The following is a 17,889-nucleotide window of genomic DNA, read 5'->3' as shown; positions in this document are numbered from 1 at the left end:
CCGCCGGGATCCGCCGGCGGCTGGGGTGCATCATGGGTTTCAGGCCCTAGCCTCTGCTCTCACCATTCCGGGGTGAAGAGGTTGGCGTTTTCCTTGGTGATGATGCGTGGAAGCTCCGGGAAGATATCGTTGACGTTCAGTGCGGGCTGCTCGATCTCCTTGCCCTCAGCTGCGTCGATAGCCCTGAGTGCAGCCTGATATCCGAGCTCGTTCGGGAACAGCGGAATGGTGCCGAACATGTCGCCTGACTCAATTGCTGCGAGGCCTCGCTTACTCGCCCCGTCACCGATGAGCTTTACCTGATCGGTGAGACCCAGCTCTTCAAGCACCGGAATCATGGCAACGGTCGTTGTGTCGCCTGAGCCCGTGTAAACATCAGCGTCCATGTTCGCCCTCAAGAGGTCCCCACCGTTGGCTACAGCCGTTGCAGCATCGTATGAATCCTCGCCCCATGCCGCGAAATGGATGTTCGAATGTTCCTTGGCACGCTGCTCCCAGGACTCCACACGGATGTTCTCAGGAGTGTAGCCCTTGAAGCCGATGACCGAGACGACCTTGCAGGGGTCGATTCCCTCGCAGGCATCGACGACGACATCGAACATCTGCCCGTAGTACTCTTCGGGGTTCAGCACAACGCCGCCGGCCTGCCCCTCGACCTGAATTTCTGTGCTCTTGGGATCAGGTCCGAGCGCCGTCCAAGCGGAGACGACCTGAATGCCTGCAGCGATGGCGTCCTCAGCACAGACGGTAAGAGTTTGTCCGTTCGAGGCATCAATGACCAGCGAATCATAACGGCCGGCCGCAATAATATCCTGGCAGAGTTTGTCCTGGGTCTCCGCCGACGAGTCTTCGGCATCGAAGATCGTGACGTTCGCACCCCGCTCCTCGGCCGCACGTTCGATGCCAGCTAGCTGTGCCTGCGTGAAGTCGGAGATATGGCCTACGAGGTAGGCGAGTTCAACGTCACCGGCGGAAGTGTTCTGGGCATCGGCATTTCCGGCGGATGAGGACGAGCAACCGACGGCTGCCAGGCCTATGGCTAGTGCACCGGCTGCTAGTACCGCGGGGCGCGTGACGGATCTGTTTCTCACGTTGTTCCTATCTACTTGTTGTGGGACAGCGCGATAGGGAGTTCTCCCTATCGGGTGGGGTGGTGTAGTGAGACGAATCAGCCGCGTCGGTTACGTCGGCCCCATACATCGAGCATCACCGCGAGGATGATGACCGCACCCGTGAAGATCTTTGAGTACAGCGGATCGAATCCGAGCAGATTGAAGCCGTTGTTGATGAGGGCGAAGAGCATTACTCCAACGACAGTGCGCCAAATAGCGCCGGATCCACCCATCAGGGATGTGCCGCCGACAAGCACGGCCGCGATTGCATCGAACTCGAGACCGACTCCTGACTGCGCGTCAACACTGAGGGTACGGCTCATGGTGATGAGCCCGGCAAGGGCGGCGGCGCCACCGCCGATGACGTAGGTGATGGTGCGCACCCTGTTCACTGCCACACCCGAGAGCCGGGCAGCGTGGTCATTACTACCGACGGCGTAGATATGGCGACCGAAAACAGTGAAGTTGAGGATAAATCCGCAGACGAGAGCAAACGTGATGAAAATGAGTATCGGGGCACGAACGTCCAGGAAGACAGGGGTGCGGGCAAGCCCGCTGAACGCCTGGGTCGAGACAACGACGATGAATCCGCCAGTAATGACGTAGGCGAGACCGCGGTAAATGAGCGACATGGCCAGAGTGGCGACAAAGAAGTTGATGCGACCCGCGTTGACAATGAAGCCGTTGACAAGTCCGAATAGGAGCCCGATCCCAATAGCCGCGACCACGCCGAATGCGACGGAACCTGTCGCATTCATGACGAGGCCCGCCGTTATAGCCGCCAATCCGTAAATGGCCCCGAGCGAGAGATCGAACCCTCCTGCGATCAGGGTCAGGGTCATCGCACAGGCGATGATGCCAACGGCGGCATTTTGGTTAAGGATATTGAGCAGATTCCCGGTAGTGAGAAACGCATCAGAGGTCGCTGCCATGGTGATGAAGAGGATGACGGTCGCGAAGACGAGGCCGTATTCGCGTAGCAATTCCAGCAGGCGTTGCCATGCATTGTGCCGTTTCGGCGTGCCACCCGTCGAAGTTGTTGTAGTGGACGTCGCTTCCGCGATTAGCGATGGTGGTGTTGTGGATGTGGATGTGGATGTCACACTTTCTCCTCTATGTGAGCGCCTTCATCGGACGTGTTGCTGGCCTCCGAGACCACTTTGTTGAAGGCCGCGGCCAGAACAGCCTCCTCTTGCGCCTGTAGGTCTCCAGTGAATTCGCGAACGATTCGCCCGCGGCTCATAACGTAGGTGCGGTCGGCGAGGCCCAATATTTCTTCGAGTTCGCTTGAGATCACCAAGATGGCCATCCCCTCGGCAGCGAGGTTCTGAAGGACCTGGTAAATGGATGACTTCGCTCCAATGTCGACGCCCCGAGTGGGCTCGTCGATGATCAGTAGGCGAGGGGAACGCACCAGCCACTTGGCTAATGCAACTTTTTGCTGATTGCCGCCAGACAAAGTGGAAACCGCTTCTGCCGGTGACCCAGCTTTGATGCCTAGCTCCTTCATCAGCATTTCGATCTTTGCTCTCTCGCGCCGTCGGCTGATTACCCCGGCGAGCGAGAACCGCCGTAGCGCGGTTAGGGAAATGTTTTCCCTTACCGACCGCCCCATCAGGAGCCCTTGAGTCTTTCGGCTCTCCGGGACAAGCGCGATGCCACGGCGGATAGCGTCGCGGGGCGAACGTGCGGCAAGTTTTTCTCCGTCGAGCAGTATGGTGCCACTGTCCATCGCGTCGGCGCCGAAGATTGCCCGAGCAGTTTCGGTACGACCGCTGCCCACAAGCCCGGCGAGCCCAACAATCTCTCCGGCACGGATCTCTAATGACACATCCTCAATAACTCCGGCACGCGTGAGTCCGGTTACACTTAGCACCGTTTCTTCCCTAGATCCAGCTTCCTTTTTCTCGGGGAACACTGACTCGATGGACCGGCCGAGCATTCCGAGAACGAGTGTGTCTTTGGTTTCGGTGCTAGCAGGGGTGGTGCGCACCCAGAGCCCGTCCTTCAGGATTGTTGTGGTGTCGGCGAGGCTGAGAACTTCATCCAGGAAATGGGAAACGAATACGACGGTGGTTCCTTGGTTGCGCAGGTCCCGGATGATCGTATGCAGGTTCTCAGCCTCGACTCGGGACAGGGGAGCTGTCGGTTCATCCATCACGATGAGCTTCGCCTGACGAGCGAGCGCACGCATGATTTCGATTCTTTGCTGATCGGCGACACGGAGGTCGCCCGCGCGTGCTTTCGCGTTTAAGTCCTGAAAGCCGTATCGTTCCGTCAACTCCGCGTAGCGGACGAGAGCATCGCGGCGGCTGGTGGTACCGAATCTTGAGCGCTCGGTACCAAGGAAAACGTTGTCGACCACCGAACGGTGAGGGAGGATGGCAAGCTCCTGGTCGATCATGGCGATTCCGTCTTTGATCGCCTCGCTCGGACGCCGGTATCTCACCGCACGACCGTCCACCGTCACGCTGCCGCCGTCAGGGACGATGGAGCCCGCGATGATTTTGCCCAAGGTCGACTTGCCGGCTCCGTTCTCACCCACGAGTGCATGGATCTCACCCCGTTGAATGACGACGTCTACGCCGCCGAGCGCCACCACACCGCCATAGCGTTTCTGCACCCCCCTGATGACGACGTGGTTGTCATCAGGGGAGATCTCCGTCACTTCTTGAGCTTCCATGAAATGCCTCTCTGCATGCTGGAACTCGCCTTGTCTAACATCTGACCCACAAAATGGGATCTAGCTCACACACCCAATGCGTTCATTATGGCATCAGTCACGTCTCTTTTACTAGTATGAAATGAATTCGTGACCTTGAGGAGGGGGGGGCGGTGATGCGGCGGATGGCACCAGCTGTTGCGGCTTCCTGCGTCTTGCGAAGGAGGTACGGCTCCGCAGCCGAACCTCTTGGCGGCTGTAGTCCGGCCAAACGGAGGAAGGAGTTAGACGTCCAGCACGATCGTTTCGTCGCCTCCGCGCGATACGCAGATCATCATCCGGTCGTTCCGGGCCTTCTGGCCTTTGGTCAGATAGACGTCACGGTGCTCCGGCGTCCCGACCAGGATCCGTGTTTCGCACGAACCGCAGTTGCCGGCCTGGCAGGAGTTAAGTACCTGCAAACCTTGTTCCGCCAGGACCTGCAGCGCAGTCTTGTCCGCAGGAACGGTTACAGTCTTCCCGTCCCTGCCCAGCCGGACGGTGAAGGGAGTGTCACCGTCGCGTAGCGCTTCGACGCCGGTGAATCGCTCGCAGAGCACTTCACCGGCGTGCTCCTCGGCGATTCGTTGCGCCTGATCCATCAGCCGGTCCGGTCCGCAGCAGTAGATGGTGGATTCGGCGGAAACCGCCTCGGCCACCGCAGTGGCCAGATTCAGCCGGGTCCCCTCGTCTCCAGCGAAGAGCTGTACGCGCTCTCCGTACTTCTCCAGTTCGGCCAGGAACGGCATCCGCAGCCGGCTCTTCCCGCAATAGAGGACTGTGAATTCGACGCCGTTTCGGTCTGCCTCGGCCATCATCGGCAGGAGGGGCGTAATGCCAATTCCGCCGGCGATAAAAAGATAGGACTTGGCCGGTTGCAGGGTGAAGTTGTTCACCGGCGCACCCACCCTGACCCGCATGCCTGGACGCAGGGACTCATGCACAAGCCTGGACGTTCCGCGGCTGGTTTCCTCGCGGGCAACACCAATCCGCCAGCTGCTGCGCTCCGCCGGGTCAGCGCAGAGCGAGTACTTGGAGAAGTGCTCCGCAGAAGACCAGAGATCTATATGCGCCCCAGGCTCCCAGTCAGGCAGGGACGAGCCGTCGGGGTCGCGCAGTTCGATGGACAGGACGCCCTCGGCCTCCAGTCGCATCGCCGAGACCACCAGTTCGGCGACGCCGTGTTCAGCGAAGCCCGATTGCCTCGGCTCACCGACGTTGATGCTCTCCCGGATGGTGCTCTGCTCCCGACCGGCGGTAGGTGTGAAGACCACCGGAAGTTTCTTCGGTGCCCGGAACACCCATCCGTTGACTTCAGGATCCTCGGTGGGGGAAGCGGAAACGTCGGGCATAACCTTTAGCAGTTCTTCGAACATGATGCGTTCCACCTGGCGGCCAAAGAAGTGGCCGGCGCAGAAGTGCTCGCCTCCGCCAAAGGCTTGGTGGGCACGGTTGGCCCGGTTGATGTCGAAGACGTCAGGGTCCGGAAAGTTGCGTTCGTCCCGGTTGGCTGAAGCCAGCACTACCTGCACCGGCATCCCGGCGGGGAGCGTCTTGCCGTGCAACGTGGTTGTCCGCGTGGTCTGCCGGTCTGTGATGCTGATCGGAGCGATCCAGCGCAGGCCCTCCTGCACGGCCAGCGGAATCCACTCTTCCGGGTCCTCCACGAGCATCCGCCACTGGTCCGGCCTGGTGAACAGACCATGCAGCGAGCTCGCGGCGGCATGGCCGGGTTCCTGCATGCCGCCGAGCAGGATGACCTTCAACGAGGGCAGGATCTGGCTGGCGGGACGCGGGGCCCCGCCCTCGCGCCCGGCCCAGAGCATGTGCGAGATCATGGAGTGGTCCGGGTTGTGTGCCAGTTCTTCGAGCAGCGGGCTGACGGCTGCTTCGAATTCGCTCGAGGCCTGGTCGGCGACCGCGTACAGTTCGGGGACCTGTCCGAAATTGGAGACGCCGATATTGAGTTGTGTGAACCAACGGCGGATTGTCTCCGTGTCGGCGACTGTGTCCAGGCCCATCACCCGCCGGAGCGCTTCCACGCTCACCGGCTCAAAGAACTCTGTCACCAGTTCCGCACGGCCGCGGCCGGAGACCTGTTGCAGATAGTGCCGTGCCACCGGCCGCACGGTGTCATCGATCATCGCCATCACCGGATCGGGTTGCAGCGTCTTGTCTACGCCCTCGCGGATGTCGTCATGTTCTTGGCCCGTGCTGTTGAGAATGCTGGGCTGCCCGAACACCTGGTTCATCGTCGGATGGTTGGTGGCTCCGCCGAACCCGTGGTCTCCCCGCAGTGCGGCAGCGACGTCCTTGAAGCGGGTGATGAACCACGAGTCGGCAGCGGGAATCCATGCCAGTGGTGCTTCATGGCGCAGCCGCTTCCAGACCGGATAGGGATCTTGGTCCAGTTCTTCGATGGTGAGTGATTCTAGATATGAGTCGATACCTGCCATGACGCCCTCCGCTGCCACATACCTATTCCGTTTAAATAGACGTTTCGACTACTCTACTGAACGCGAGTCGCGAGCGAAAGGGCCTTCTGTGATGTTCTAGGTGGCGGCGAACCAGAGAGCTAGCAGCGGGTCAGGAGGGTTGGACCAAGGTGATCCAGACAATAGCGTCGCCCTCCGTGGCTTCCCAGAGATGCGGCCCGTCCGACCTGTAGGTGGCGAAGTCGCCGGCGCGCAGCAGGTGCTGGTCGCCGATGGGTCCCAGACGGACGCTCCCCGCAACAACAACGGCCATTTCTCGCGAGCCGACTCCGTGGCTCGCCGAGACTTCTTTTCGGCCAGACTGGATCGTCAACTGATGTACCTCCAGTTTGGCGGCCGCGGTGCTGGCGGAGTGGACCAGGAGTGCGGCCACCGCGTCGTCGCCAACGTCCGTACCCTCGCCGCTTCGCACCACAACCACGCCATCACCATCAGCGGAGGAAATCAGCCGGTCCACGTCGGTGGACAGGGCCGAGGCGAGATCGCGGAGCGTGCTGAGAGTGGGATTGCCGGCACCGGATTCAATCTGCGACAGCGTGGCCTTGGCAATGCCGGACCGCTCCGACAGCTGGCTCAACGTCAAGGCCCTTCGTTCGCGGAGTTGGCGGGCATTGCGGGCGAGGCTGGCGCTCAAGTCGGGCTTCATAGGTCCTGTCAGATCCCGGGTGCGGAGTGGTCGCTTCGAGTATTGCACTAACGACGGCGCCCGGTGCCGTTCGCGGGGAACGGAACCGGACGCCGTCGTTAGGCATGAACCGACGCTGGAAGGCGCAGGCCGCAAGCGGTGAGATCTGAGACGCTAGATGCGCACCAGCTTCAGGTTGGCGAATTCGTCCATGCCCCACGGCCCGAGCTCCCGGCCGAAGCCGGACTTCTTGACGCCACCGAAGGGCAAATCCGGTTCGGAATCCGGAGCTTGGTTGATGAAGACCATGCCGCAATCCAAGCGCTCCGCTAGGTCCAGCGCACGCTGTTCGTCGATGGTGAAGATGGATGCCCCCAACCCATACGCTGAGTCGTTGGCCAGAGCGACGGCTTCGTCTTCGTCCCGCACCGGGTAGACCACAATGGCCGGGCCGAAGAGTTCCTCACGGAAGGCACGCATGCCGTCGACGACGCCGGTCAGGACCGCAGGGGTCACGAATGCCCCCGGACCGTCCAGCCGCTGGCCGCCGGTGTGTAAGGTGGCTCCTTGCGCAACCGCATCGGCGATCTGTTCGATCAGTTCGTTCGCTGCTGCCGCCGAAGACATCGGCGCAATCGCCGTGGAGGCGTCGGCAGGGTCCCCGGGAACCAGGCCAGCAGCCAGAATTGAGAGCTCGCGGACAAAGTCATCGAAGATTCCTTCCGCGACGATCATCCGCTTGGGGGAGTTGCAGGCCTGGCCCGCGTTGCTCAGCCGTGCCCGGAACGCCTTGCGCGCGGTGGCAGGCACGTCGTCGCTGTCCAGGACGATCAGTGGATCCGATCCGCCGAGTTCCAGCACCACCTTCTTCAGGTGCCGTCCCGCGATTTCGGCGACCGCTGCCCCGGCGCGTTCGCTACCGGTCAGCGAAACACCCTGGATGCGCTCGTCGGCGACGATCAGCTCGGTCTGCGTTGTGGCCGCGTAGAGGTTGATGTAGGCGCCGGAAGGCAGCCCGGCGTCCCGCAATACCTCTTCGATAGCCCGGGCCGAGCGAGGGCAGTTGGAGGCGTGCTTGATCAGGAGGGTATTGCCCAGCATAAGGTTCGGCGCCGCGAAACGCGCCACTTGGTACAGCGGGTAGTTCCAGGGCATGATGCCCAGCAGGGCACCCACCGGCCGCTTCTTGACCAGCGCCCGACCGCCACTGCGGGGGACGAACTCCTGGTCAGCCAGCATCGCCGGCCCTTCGGAACCATAGTAGTCAAAGATCGCCGCGACAATCCCAAGTTCACCCTTGGCCTCGGCCAGCCGCTTGCCCATCTCCTTGGTGATGATGGCCGCCAGTTCGTCGGTTCTCTCGGCGAAGAGTTCACCGGCGCGCTTGACGCGGCGGGCACGTTCGGCTGCGGGCACGGTGCGCCACTGGAGGTAGGCTTCGTGCGCGGCGGCAACGGCCGCCACGACCTCCTCATCCGAGGCGGTGGGTACGGTCTCCAGCACCTGGCCCGTGGCTGGGTCGGTTACTGCGAAACGACTCTTCGCGGCAGGGGTAACTGTCTGGGTCATGGGTGTCCTAAAGTTCGAGAGGCAGGCCAGCGAAACTTCGCTGGTGTTTGTCCTGGTTCGCGGGGCCGCTTAACCGTGAATCGTTACCGCCGGTTGCGGGCTGAGGCGTCGGTAGCGGTCGGTGGCTTCGACGAAGGCGGTCAATAGCTTGAGGCCCTGCGGGTTCAAGCGTTCTTCAGGGTGCCACTGCACGCCCAGGACGAAGTCGTCTCCGGAGGCTTCAATGGCTTCGACCACGCCGTCATCGAAATATGCTGAGGCGATCAGGCCGTCTCCCAGGGACTCAACTGCCTGGTGGTGGTGGGAAGCGATGTCAAAGGCATCGGAGCCCAACGCGCCGGCGAGCAGGGTTCCCGGAACCACCGATACTTGGTGCGACGTGAACTTGCCGACGATGTTTCGATGTGGGGTCATGTCCACTCGGTCATCCAGGTGTTGTTCGAGGGTGCCACCCAAGGCGACGTTGAGGACCTGCATGCCGCGGCAGGCACCCAAAACAGGCATGCCGCGCCGCCGGGCGCCGTGTACCAGCGCAATCTCCAGTTCGTCGCGAACCCGCAGCGGCTGGTCGTTGAAAGGGTGGTTCTCGCGGCCGTACAGATCGGCGTCCAGGTCCCGGCCGCCGGCCAGGAACACCCCGTCGGCCAGATCCAGAAGCCGCTCAGCGTTGTCCCGCAGGACCCAGGTGGGAGGCAGCAATAGCGGCATTCCCCCCGCCTGCTCCACAGCCTGTATGTAAGTGTGCGGGAGTGCATCGTTGGGAATGTCTGACCAGGCCCCGGACGTGACGGACTTGCGGTCCGCCACGACCAGGATCACCGGAGGTGCGCCGTTCACCGTACCCCCAGCGTGGAATGCTCCAGCGGGGAATGCTCGTGCCAGCAGGTGACGCCCCACGTGGTTGCCAGCCAGACCGCGTCGGCGCCTTCGTCCGCCCCGTGCCAGTGGTTCTCATCGACCGGGGTTTCAACCAGGGTGCCCGGCACGATGCCGGTATGTTCGCCGTCGTTGTTTCCCACTCTCCCGGTACCGCTGACCAAGTACAGCAGCTGGCCACCGGGATGGGAATGCCAATTGGTCACTGCACCGTCGTTGAAATGTACGCGGGCAATGTCCGGATCACCATCCTTGGCCGCTTCGAGGATCATCTCCAGCTGCACCGGACCGGTGAACCTACCTCCGTAGACGTAGTCCTTGTTTCCTTCGACGATGAGTTTCATGGCATTAGGCCTCGGTGCGGACAGGGTTGCTGATGGTCCCGACGCCGGCGACGGTGACCTCAACCACGTCGCCGTCCCTGAGGTAGCGCGGAGGCTTGCGCTCATCGCCGACACCGCCCGGGGTGCCGGTGGCGATGATGTCGCCCGGCTCAAGCGTCATGCCGCGCGAGAGGTACTCGATCAGGGTAGGGATGTCGAAGATCAGGTCGCGGGTGTTGCCCTTCTGCATGGTTTCACCGTTAATCACGGTCTGGACGTCGAGGGCATCCTTATCCGCCACCGAATCCACACTGGTCATGACCGGGCCGAGGGGTGTGAAGGTGTCGAAGCTCTTGCCCAGCGTGAACTGCCTCATGGGCGTTTCGAGCTGCGCGCGGCGCCCCGACACGTCGTTGAGGGCCGTAAAGCCGCCAACGTAGTCCCAAGCGTCTTCCTTCGCGACACGGTATCCGCGCCGGGAGATGACGATGCCTACCTCGCCCTCAAAGTCCGGCCGGGTCTCTTCCCGCGGAATTACGATCTCGTCGTAGGGACCGGTGATGGACGAGGGGAACTTCGCGAAGACGACGGGGGCCTCGGGGTGCTTGAGGTTGGTTTCCTCGACGTGTGCTTGGTAGTTGAGGCCAATGGCAATCAGCTTCCCCGGGTTGGTGGGTGCGAGGACCTGCACGTCCTGCAGCGGGTACGTTGCCCCGGACGCTGTATTGACCGTGTTCCAAGCTTCGGCCGAACCGTCGAAGCCGACAGCCGGTGCGGCTCCGGCATCGACAATGGTCTCGCCGTCAAGGCGTCCGAGCCGGATGTCGCCGGCGGCTGTAGTGAATCGGATTGCCTGTGTCATGTGTGACCTCCGGTAAGTGATGATGGTTACTTTAAGAGTATATGTAGACTTGTAAAAAATACAAGGGTCGGAATCGGAATCGTTCCCCGCTTCCGGTGAGGGCCGCTCCTACGGACGTAATCGGCCTCTAAAGACGCGGGCCGTGCTGGTATGCGGGTCCGGCGCTTCGCTCCGCCGGGACGCCGGCAGTTCGATTGAGCCGGGCGGCGATTGGTTTTGCCGTCGATGGTTCTCCGTTCATGCTCAGAAAACCACTGTGGTGTTGCCGTCGCGCATGACGCGGTCTTCACAGTGCCAGGTGACGGCGCGTGAGAGCACGCTTCGTTCGACATCGGCCCCGAAGCGCATGAGCTGGGCAGTGCTGTCCTGGTGGGAAACGCGGATGACGTCCTGTTCAATGATCGGGCCCTCGTCGAGATCCCTGGTGACGTAGTGTGCGGTCGCTCCTATCAGCTTGACGCCCCGGTCCTTGGCCTTCTGATAGGGGCCGGCGCCGATGAAGGCTGGCAGAAAAGAATGATGGATGTTGATGACGGGTACCCCCACCTCATCGAGGAACTCCGCGGAAATGATCTGCATGTAGCGGGCGAGGACCACCAGATCCACGTTGCCCTGCAGGAGCTCCAGGTGCCGGTGTTCGGCTTCTTTCTTGTCGCCGGTAACCGGCACATGGAAGTAGGGGATGTCGAACGGCCGCACCTGGTCGGCGAGGTCCGCGTGGTTGGAAACCACCATGACGATGTCCATCGGAATTTCGCCGCGGCGGTGGCGCCAGAGCAGATCCAGCAGACAATGGTCGGTCTTTGAGGCGAAGACTGCTACCCGCTTGCGTTTGGCAGCGGCGGTTAACTGCCACTCCATGTTCAAGGGGCCGGCCAGCACTGTTTGGATATCGGCTTCAAGGCTTTCCCGGCGGGCGGCCAGGCCAGGCAGGCGGAAGACCGTTCTCTGGTACAGCGTTCCGTCATCCGCCCCGGTGGTGAATTGGCCGAGGGAAAGGATGTTGGCGCCATGCCTGCTCAGCAGATCCGCGACCTTGGCCACGATACCCGGTTCGTCGGGGCAGCTAATGTTCAGCCGGCCGATATCGTTCAAGTCGGCCGAGGGCTGGTGCCTGGCGGGCAGGGTTGCGTTGGAGATTGGCAAAGTGATCACCTTGTTGATGTGTTGACGGGCCGGCAGGGGTCCTTCGGGGCGGGCTCAGACATGGTGACGGTAGAGATTCCATTCCCAGTCGGTGACGCTGGATTCAAAGGCCTGGATCTCGCGACGTTTGAGTGCGGCGTAGATGGAGGTGAACTCGTCGCCAAACCCGCCCCGCATAACGTCATCCTTCTCCAGTGCCTCGATGGACTCGGCCAGGCTCCGCGGCAGAGGGCGGCCGGTAGGATCGGGCACCAGCTGGCGCCGTATTCCATCAGAAGCGGCATGAATCATGGCAGCCATCAGCAGGTGCGGCGACGCGCTGGCATCGCCGGCGCGCAGCTCCAAGCGGGTAGCCCCGGCGCGTTCGGCCGGAACCCTCACAAAGGTGAAGCGGTTGTCCTCGCCCCAGTTGCTCGTGCGGGGGCTGAGGCCTTCCCCCGTCAGGCGCTTGTAGGAGTTGACCGTGGGCGCGGCGAAGGCCATGATCGCCGGTGCGTGCAGCTGGATACCGGCGATGGCGGCCAGCGCCGTTGGACTCAAGGTTCCGTCCGGGGCGGCAAAGACGTTATCGGATTCCTGCCAGAGCGACATGTGTACGTGCAGGCTGCTGCCCTCTTCGCCGCTGAGCGGCTTGGCCATGAAGTTGGCTTCCAGCCCCTCGATGACCGCGAGTTCCTTGACCCCGGTCTTGAGCAGGAACGCGGCGTCGGCCGCGCCCTCCACGTCATTGTGCTTGAGGTTGATTTCGAACTGGCCGGGAGAAAACTCGCGGTTTACTACGGTCACACCGATGTTCATGCCGATCAACTGCCGATGCATCCGTCCCACGGATCCATCGGGATCGGTGATCCTGTCCATGGTGTAGGAGACGCCGTTGAGGGCATAAGGAGTCCGGCCGTCATGGTTGTTCCGGAAGAGGTAGAACTCCGGTTCGCCCGCTGCAATCGCCGACAGGCCAAGCTCTGCCTTAAGGCGATCCGCGGCACCGGAAAGTTGGCTGCGGGGGCAAAGGGCGGAAGGCTGTCCGCTTTCGCTCAGCCGGCTCAGGACCCATAGGGAGTCCGGCTCCCACGGAGGCACGAAGGCCGTTGCCATGTCCAGCTCGGCGTGCTGGTCCGGATGATTGGCCAGCGCGGGAAACTCCTTCTCATCCACCGGCACCCCGAGCAGATCCTCCGCGTTCGCCATCTTCGAATACGCGACCCCTGAGGAAAGCTCAAGCAGCGATTCCACCGGGTATTGCTTGCCGCGCTGGCGGCCAAACAAATCGGAATGGATGACGCGTACAACTTTGATGCCGCGGGCCAGCAGCTGGTCCAGATAATCCGGATCAAAGGCCGGTAGAACCGCTCCGCGGTCCAGTGTGGGACTTGTCATGATTGCCTTCCTCAAGGTCAGTGGCTCTCTGCATGGAAGTCTTGCCGGTAGGCGACTTGGCTATTATAGTAATATACGTGTTCATCAAAAGAAACACCCCGGATGCAAAAGGTGCGGCGGCTGCCGGCCGGCACCGGAACCGATAGTAAGGAGCGACAATGATCAAGCTGCACGACATTGACCATGTGGTCATGGGCGTAGAGGACCTGGATGCTTCCACGCAGCAATGGCAGGATGAGTTTGGCCTGAGCGAGGTGGGCCGCGAAGGCAAGCAGACTTTCCTGGCGTGCAACTACGAGAAGCCGTCGCTGATCCTGCAAAAGACACCCAAGGCCGGGATTCTTCACGCGGCCTACCAGCTGGCGCCGGAGTTCACCCTCGACGATGCCGAAAAGCACCTGAAAGAACACCGGGTCGAATTCACCCGCTCCGACGAGGGGGTCACGTTTGCCGATCTGGAAGGCAACGGTATCCGGTTTGTGGAATACCGTCCGAAGCAGGGGCAGGACCGCTTCCCCCGGGAATGGCGGCAGACCACGCGAAACCACCGCATCGGTGCTCCTCGAAAGCTGGGGCACGTTAACTATCTGACCGCGAATATCGGCGAGCAGGTTGATTTCTACCTGAACGTCGTCGGCATGAAGCTGGCTGACAAGCTTGGTGCCGACGCCGGTGCCTTCCTGCACGTTGGTGCGGACCACCACGTCATGGCCTTCGTGAACACCGGCCAGGCGCATTTCCACCATATTGCTTTCGACATGCTGGACTGGGGGCAAATCCGCCAGTCCTTCGATCACCTCGCCCAATATGGGCGGGTGATGCCGTGGGGGCCCGTCCGCCACGGTATCGGCGGCAACCTGGCCGGTTATGTCCGGCTGCCGGAAGCAGACTGCTTCATCGAGCTGTACTGCGACATCGAGCAGCTGGATGAAACCCACGTACCGCGGGAGTATCCGGACGACCGCCACTCCTCCAACGTCTGGGGCATGCTCCCGCCCCGCTCGTACTTCCGCTTCGATGCCGAATCCATCGCCGCAGAGCGCGAATCCCTGCAGTCGATTTGGGAGAAGGAACCCGCGCTGCTGGGCGACTGAGCGTCGGGTCGGGCCTCCTTCTGCGGGCCCGCCCGATCTTGGAGCGCTGGAAGGCCGCCGCAGCCAGGAACAGCGGTCCCGAGAAAGGTCCGGCGAAGCGTTGCTTCGCCGGACCTTTCTGCCCGTGTATGGCTCCTTGCCCGCCGCCGGGCCAAATGCGGCATACTCAAACTGTGCACATGAAGACAACTACCTGCCGACTGTCCGGAATGGAGCTGATCAGCTCCGAGCCCACAGCGAGTTCAGACTTCTATGCCTGGCTGATAGGAACGCCCGAGGCCGACGCCGGCACGTGGGATACGCAAGCGAGACTTCGCGGACGGGGAATCTTCGCCGTGACACAGCGGCAGTCGGATGGGCCCAAAGCTGGCTGGATTCCCTTCTTTAATCTGACGGACATGCAGGCCGCGGGGAAGAGGGCCGAGGCCTCAGGGGGAACCGTCCGCACCATCGGACATCCCGACGGGGCGGCGCGTACCTACGTGGTGGACGGATTAGGCGCCTGGACCGGCATCGGAGGCCCGTCCGGGGTTGAGTCCGGCGTCGGCCAATCGAACGTGGATTACTCGGCCGTCGACACGCTGTCCGTTGCCGAGTACTACCAGCGGGTACTGGACCTGAGCCGGTTGGACGTGGTCGATGACCCGTACGACTTCCGCCTGCTCTACGAGGACCGGCGGATAATCGCCGGGTTTGTGCAGTTCGGAGGCTACTTCCTGGAAGCCGGAGAATCGGGCTGGCTCGTCTACTTCGACGTCAGCGACGTGGACCTCGCCGTTGCGAGGGCCGTAGAGGCCGGCGCCCGCATCGTGGTACCAGCCAACAACAGCACCATGAACCGGTACGCCGTACTCCGTGACCCCTTCGGCCAGACGTTCGGGTTGAGCCGCTACTACGGGCCGGATGACAGGAGGCCGGTTCCTGTCATCGGAGCAGGAGTCAACGGGCTGCTTGAGGACTTCATCGACCTGGATCCGCTGGACTAGGGAGTCTTCGGCACCTGCGGCGCCGAAGTGGTCTGCAGGGCGAGCCACAGATTGGTGATGTGCTGCGTGGAGGTAACGTCGTATCCGAGCAGATCGTGGATCTGCCGGATCCGGTAGCGAAGCGTGTTCCGGTGAATGAACAAGGCCTCGGCAGTATCTGCGAAAGAGCGGTCCTCAGCCAGGAAAGCACGAAGGGTTTCCACCAGAGCGGTTCCGTGCCCGCTGTCGTAATCCACCAACGGCCGCAGCGCGGCCGCGGCCAGATCCGTCAGCGGCAGAGTGATGTTGGTGAGTATCAGCAGCTGGCCCAGATCCACGATGTCGGGCCGACGGATGCCCGTGCCACGGGAGGCCGCGGAAAGCGCCTCAAAGTATCCAGCCCGGATACCGGCAGCGCCCTTATGCACAGAACTGACACCCACCGCTGCATCGTTCCCCACTTCTTTCATATGCTTCAGCAGCGAAGCGGCGATCCTTTCCACCATAGGGTCTTCCGGCACGAGCATAAAGATGCGGCCGTCAACGACAACACGGACGAAAGGCTCATGCTGGTTGCTCAGTAACGTGTGGATGTTCCATGGCACGGACAGCAGACGTTCACTGCGCATCTTCGCTTGCCCCAGGAGCACCCGGTACCGCGTGTCCGGATCAAACCCGATGCTGCGCAAACGGCTGCGCCCTTCGGCTTCTGCCACGCGGTGCTGAACGAGGTCATCGATGACATGCTGCGTGAGCTCGCGTTTCCCGTCCTGGCGCGCCCGCAACCGGCCAATCTCCAAAGTCAGCAAATCAACGGCAGCTTCCAAAAGACGGCCTTGGGGAGCAGGAGTATTGACCGCGAGAATCGCAACGGCCTCGTTTTCCACGAAGACCCGTGCAGCCGTGACGGAAAAATCGCCGGCTCCACCCAGCCCCGCCTCCAGAATCAGGGAATAGTTCCAGATGGTCCGCGAAGGCGAAGCAGCCAGAGTGTTTCCGTTGAGGTCGAACAGCGCACTGTCCGCATTCAGTTCCTGCCGAAGTGCCGCGACGATGCTTTGGAGCCCGCCGGTGCGGGCGGACCGGATCAGGGCCCAAAGCCCCGAGTCGGAAGGCGGCACGGCAGCTTGCGGAGCTGCCTCTGCTGAACTGGAGCGCTGAGCGGCGTGCTGACCAATACCCGCAGCATCGCCATTGTCGGCGTCGTGCATCAAAAACCCGATCTTCTGTATTTATAGCACCAATAAAGCCCTGATGGAGCAGGTCGATTGTGCCTCAAGCACCGTTAGGAGTCAATCAATCATTGTCAGCCAGTGACATTGTTAGTCACGCCGTGGATTCAAGATGGGGGGATTCGCGGCGACTACTAAGAGTGGCAGCGGGTATTGGGCATGGCAATCTCGTACGTCGACGGAGCGCAGTCGATCCTGGTCAACAGCTCAGGCCTCTACGAAGAATATGCAGCCCGGTCTGCCGCGGGACTGGAAGCGTTCGACGAATCGCGCTCAATGCGGTTGAACGGCGTGTACTTCGTCGTCGAGGAATTGGTCTGGAGGCCGTTGAGCTGATGCTGCGCAATGCCGGCAGCCAAAACAGCGCCGACGGCGCCCGGCTGCAGCGTTACTTCCGCGACATTCTGACCACCCGCACCCGTACCGACACCTTCGAATATTCCGCAATGGCTGGCTGGGTTCCTGGTGGGTGACCAATCTGAGGCCGCCGAAGCTGCGGTGGCTGCGAGCGGGGGCGTGAATGTCCAAGACCAGACCATCGCCTTCGGCTGCTGGGCGGGCCTAACGGACCCCTCCGGCGCAGCCTTCAAGGCACTTCAGTTGGACCGCCCCATCTGACAGGTGAATGCTGCTGTCCTGACGGCATCGCTGCTTGCCCCGTCCTCCGGTTCGGGGCAAGCGGCGTTTAAAGGCTCATCCGTCTTGTCACGTAGGCACAATAGATTTGATTTTCGCTGTCAAGATCTACATCGCTAAGCACAGCTGCCGGCTTCAGACTGGAGATAACAGCAAGCAGGAACCACTTTCGTCAGATAGCAAAAGGAGACAGCCATGACAGCCACCGCCGTTGATCTGGGCCCCATTGTCGAAGAAGCATCCACTGCCACGACGAAGCAGGCCTTTGCGCAGTTCCCGACCGGAGTGGTAGGCGTCTGCGCAGTTCTCGACGGTATCAGGGCCGGATTCGCCGCGTCGTCCTTCCAAACTGTGTCCTGGGAGCCCGCACTCGTATCGATCTGCGTCCAAAACAACAACAACACATGGAACGCCCTGCGCTCCAGCGCACGCATTGGCATCTCCGTCCTGTCTGAGAACCAGGGGCCGCTGGCCCTCCAACTGTCCTCCCGAAGCCGCGACCGCTTCGAAGGCGTACAGACAATCGCCTCAAGAGGCGACGCCCTTTTCATCGGCGGCGCCGCAGCATGGATGGAATGCTCTGTCTACCAAGAGATCCCTGCCGGAGACCACACAATCGTCATCCTGTCCGTCCACGGCTTAGGTACTGCCGAACAGACGCCGATGGTTTATCACCGGCGATCGATTGGACGCATCGTACCGGCATAGCTCGGGATTTGTGTGCCGCATGGCGGTCCCTGGAGCTCCTTGGCCTTCCCACGGTCCCGCCCCGGGGCCGGGGTTTCTGGCACCGCCACCAGCGTGAACAACCGTATGGGTGCACCGTCGGGGGAGGTCCAGAAGATCGGGCGCCATCCCCGAGCGACCGACCAGGCC

At 61.9% G+C, this 17,889-nt stretch carries 18 protein-coding genes; 6 read left to right on the top strand and 12 right to left on the bottom strand.

Features of this window, described 5'->3' with window-relative positions; all coding sequences use genetic code 11:
* Positions 1-59: 59 nt before the first annotated feature.
* The 11 genes from AC3A4M_RS11450 to AC3A4M_RS11400 form a co-directional block, all read right to left on the bottom strand.
* The gene (locus tag AC3A4M_RS11450; protein WP_498735855.1) at positions 60-1,091 is read right to left on the bottom strand and encodes a sugar ABC transporter substrate-binding protein; all 1,032 of its coding nucleotides are present in this window, start codon (positions 1,089-1,091) and stop codon (positions 60-62) included.
* A 77-nt stretch (positions 1,092-1,168) separates the two neighbouring features.
* Entirely contained in the window at positions 1,169-2,215 is a 1,047-nt protein-coding gene (locus AC3A4M_RS11445) for an ABC transporter permease (RefSeq protein WP_498735854.1), read from the bottom strand.
* Positions 2,212-3,795: a sugar ABC transporter ATP-binding protein gene (locus AC3A4M_RS11440; protein WP_498735853.1), complete on the bottom strand. Its 1,584-nt coding sequence runs from the start codon at positions 3,793-3,795 to the stop codon at positions 2,212-2,214. Before AC3A4M_RS11440 ends, AC3A4M_RS11445 begins: the two co-directional genes overlap by 4 nt.
* A 263-nt stretch (positions 3,796-4,058) precedes the next feature.
* Positions 4,059-6,269, bottom strand: a complete 2,211-nt coding sequence (locus tag AC3A4M_RS11435) for a cytochrome P450/oxidoreductase (RefSeq protein WP_498735852.1) — start codon at positions 6,267-6,269, stop codon at positions 4,059-4,061.
* Positions 6,270-6,399: 130 nt separating this feature from the next.
* Entirely contained in the window at positions 6,400-6,954 is a 555-nt protein-coding gene (locus tag AC3A4M_RS11430) for a helix-turn-helix domain-containing protein (RefSeq protein ID WP_498735851.1), read from the bottom strand.
* Between the two features lie 153 nt (positions 6,955-7,107).
* The gene (locus AC3A4M_RS11425) at positions 7,108-8,502 is read right to left on the bottom strand and encodes an NAD-dependent succinate-semialdehyde dehydrogenase (protein ID WP_498735850.1); all 1,395 of its coding nucleotides are present in this window, start codon (positions 8,500-8,502) and stop codon (positions 7,108-7,110) included.
* Positions 8,503-8,571: 69 nt separating this feature from the next.
* Positions 8,572-9,339: a gamma-glutamyl-gamma-aminobutyrate hydrolase family protein gene (locus tag AC3A4M_RS11420; RefSeq protein WP_498735849.1), complete on the bottom strand. Its 768-nt coding sequence runs from the start codon at positions 9,337-9,339 to the stop codon at positions 8,572-8,574.
* On the bottom strand, positions 9,336-9,722 hold the full coding sequence (locus AC3A4M_RS11415) for a cupin domain-containing protein (RefSeq protein ID WP_498735848.1): 387 nt from the start codon (positions 9,720-9,722) through the stop codon (positions 9,336-9,338). The genes AC3A4M_RS11420 and AC3A4M_RS11415 overlap by 4 nt, the downstream gene beginning before the upstream one ends.
* A gap of 4 nt (positions 9,723-9,726) precedes the next feature.
* Complete coding sequence (locus tag AC3A4M_RS11410) at positions 9,727-10,563, bottom strand: fumarylacetoacetate hydrolase family protein (protein ID WP_498735847.1); 837 nt, start codon at positions 10,561-10,563, stop codon at positions 9,727-9,729.
* Positions 10,564-10,806: 243 nt separating this feature from the next.
* Positions 10,807-11,709 carry a formyltetrahydrofolate deformylase gene (gene purU / locus AC3A4M_RS11405; protein WP_498735846.1) on the bottom strand — a complete coding sequence of 301 codons (903 nt, stop codon included), beginning with the start codon at positions 11,707-11,709 and terminating at the stop codon, positions 10,807-10,809.
* 54 nt (positions 11,710-11,763) lie between these two features.
* Entirely contained in the window at positions 11,764-13,086 is a 1,323-nt protein-coding gene (locus AC3A4M_RS11400; protein WP_498735845.1) for a glutamine synthetase family protein, read from the bottom strand.
* Positions 13,087-13,244: 158 nt separating this feature from the next.
* On the opposite strand from AC3A4M_RS11400, the gene AC3A4M_RS11395 reads away from it, so the two are divergent.
* On the top strand, positions 13,245-14,180 hold the full coding sequence (locus AC3A4M_RS11395) for a VOC family protein (protein ID WP_498735844.1): 936 nt from the start codon (positions 13,245-13,247) through the stop codon (positions 14,178-14,180).
* Between the two features lie 179 nt (positions 14,181-14,359).
* Positions 14,360-15,166 (top strand): VOC family protein, encoded by an 807-nt coding sequence (locus tag AC3A4M_RS11390; protein WP_498735843.1) that lies wholly within the window; start codon positions 14,360-14,362, stop codon positions 15,164-15,166.
* Here AC3A4M_RS11390 and AC3A4M_RS11385 read toward each other — a convergent pair.
* Positions 15,163-16,356, bottom strand: coding sequence for a PucR family transcriptional regulator (locus AC3A4M_RS11385; RefSeq protein ID WP_498735971.1), 1,194 nt, complete (start codon positions 16,354-16,356; stop codon positions 15,163-15,165). The two genes, AC3A4M_RS11390 and AC3A4M_RS11385, sit on opposite strands and share 4 nt — an antisense overlap.
* A gap of 180 nt (positions 16,357-16,536) precedes the next feature.
* Between AC3A4M_RS11385 and AC3A4M_RS11380 the strand changes: the two genes are divergently transcribed.
* The 4 genes from AC3A4M_RS11380 (at position 16,537) to AC3A4M_RS11365 (ending at position 17,721) form a co-directional block, all read left to right on the top strand.
* On the top strand, positions 16,537-16,713 hold the full coding sequence (locus AC3A4M_RS11380) for a hypothetical protein (protein WP_498735842.1): 177 nt from the start codon (positions 16,537-16,539) through the stop codon (positions 16,711-16,713).
* Positions 16,713-16,850 (top strand): hypothetical protein, encoded by a 138-nt coding sequence (locus tag AC3A4M_RS11375; protein WP_498735841.1) that lies wholly within the window; start codon positions 16,713-16,715, stop codon positions 16,848-16,850. Before AC3A4M_RS11380 ends, AC3A4M_RS11375 begins: the two co-directional genes overlap by 1 nt.
* Positions 16,843-16,995: a hypothetical protein gene (locus AC3A4M_RS11370; protein WP_498735840.1), complete on the top strand. Its 153-nt coding sequence runs from the start codon at positions 16,843-16,845 to the stop codon at positions 16,993-16,995. The genes AC3A4M_RS11375 and AC3A4M_RS11370 overlap by 8 nt, the downstream gene beginning before the upstream one ends.
* Positions 16,996-17,208: 213 nt before the next feature.
* Positions 17,209-17,721, top strand: a complete 513-nt coding sequence (locus AC3A4M_RS11365) for a flavin reductase family protein (RefSeq protein WP_498735839.1) — start codon at positions 17,209-17,211, stop codon at positions 17,719-17,721.
* Positions 17,722-17,889 lie beyond the last annotated feature (168 nt).

The sequence above is a fragment of the Arthrobacter sp. Soil_C_60 genome, assembly GCF_057656375.1.
Note: the sequence above shows the minus strand (reverse complement) of the source record. Positions and strands in the feature narration are given on the sequence as shown.

Bases quoted from the DNA above. Each gene is read 5' to 3' on its own strand.
- AC3A4M_RS11440 (WP_498735853.1), bottom strand. From the start codon at position 3,795: ATGGAAGCTCAAGAAGTGACGGAGATCTCCCCTGATGACAACCACGTC.
- AC3A4M_RS11415 (WP_498735848.1), bottom strand. From the start codon at position 9,722: ATGAAACTCATCGTCGAAGGAAACAAGGACTACGTCTACGGAGGTAGG.
- AC3A4M_RS11365 (WP_498735839.1), top strand. From the start codon at position 17,209: ATGACAGCCACCGCCGTTGATCTGGGCCCCATTGTCGAAGAAGCATCC.
- AC3A4M_RS11390 (WP_498735843.1), top strand. From the start codon at position 14,360: ATGAAGACAACTACCTGCCGACTGTCCGGAATGGAGCTGATCAGCTCC.
- AC3A4M_RS11380 (WP_498735842.1), top strand. From the start codon at position 16,537: ATGGCAATCTCGTACGTCGACGGAGCGCAGTCGATCCTGGTCAACAGC.
- AC3A4M_RS11430 (WP_498735851.1), bottom strand. From the start codon at position 6,954: ATGAAGCCCGACTTGAGCGCCAGCCTCGCCCGCAATGCCCGCCAACTC.
- AC3A4M_RS11375 (WP_498735841.1), top strand. From the start codon at position 16,713: ATGCTGCGCAATGCCGGCAGCCAAAACAGCGCCGACGGCGCCCGGCTG.
- AC3A4M_RS11385 (WP_498735971.1), bottom strand. From the start codon at position 16,356: ATGCACGACGCCGACAATGGCGATGCTGCGGGTATTGGTCAGCACGCC.
- AC3A4M_RS11410 (WP_498735847.1), bottom strand. From the start codon at position 10,563: ATGACACAGGCAATCCGATTCACTACAGCCGCCGGCGACATCCGGCTC.
- AC3A4M_RS11395 (WP_498735844.1), top strand. From the start codon at position 13,245: ATGATCAAGCTGCACGACATTGACCATGTGGTCATGGGCGTAGAGGAC.
- AC3A4M_RS11425 (WP_498735850.1), bottom strand. From the start codon at position 8,502: ATGACCCAGACAGTTACCCCTGCCGCGAAGAGTCGTTTCGCAGTAACC.
- AC3A4M_RS11400 (WP_498735845.1), bottom strand. From the start codon at position 13,086: ATGACAAGTCCCACACTGGACCGCGGAGCGGTTCTACCGGCCTTTGAT.
- AC3A4M_RS11435 (WP_498735852.1), bottom strand. From the start codon at position 6,269: ATGGCAGGTATCGACTCATATCTAGAATCACTCACCATCGAAGAACTG.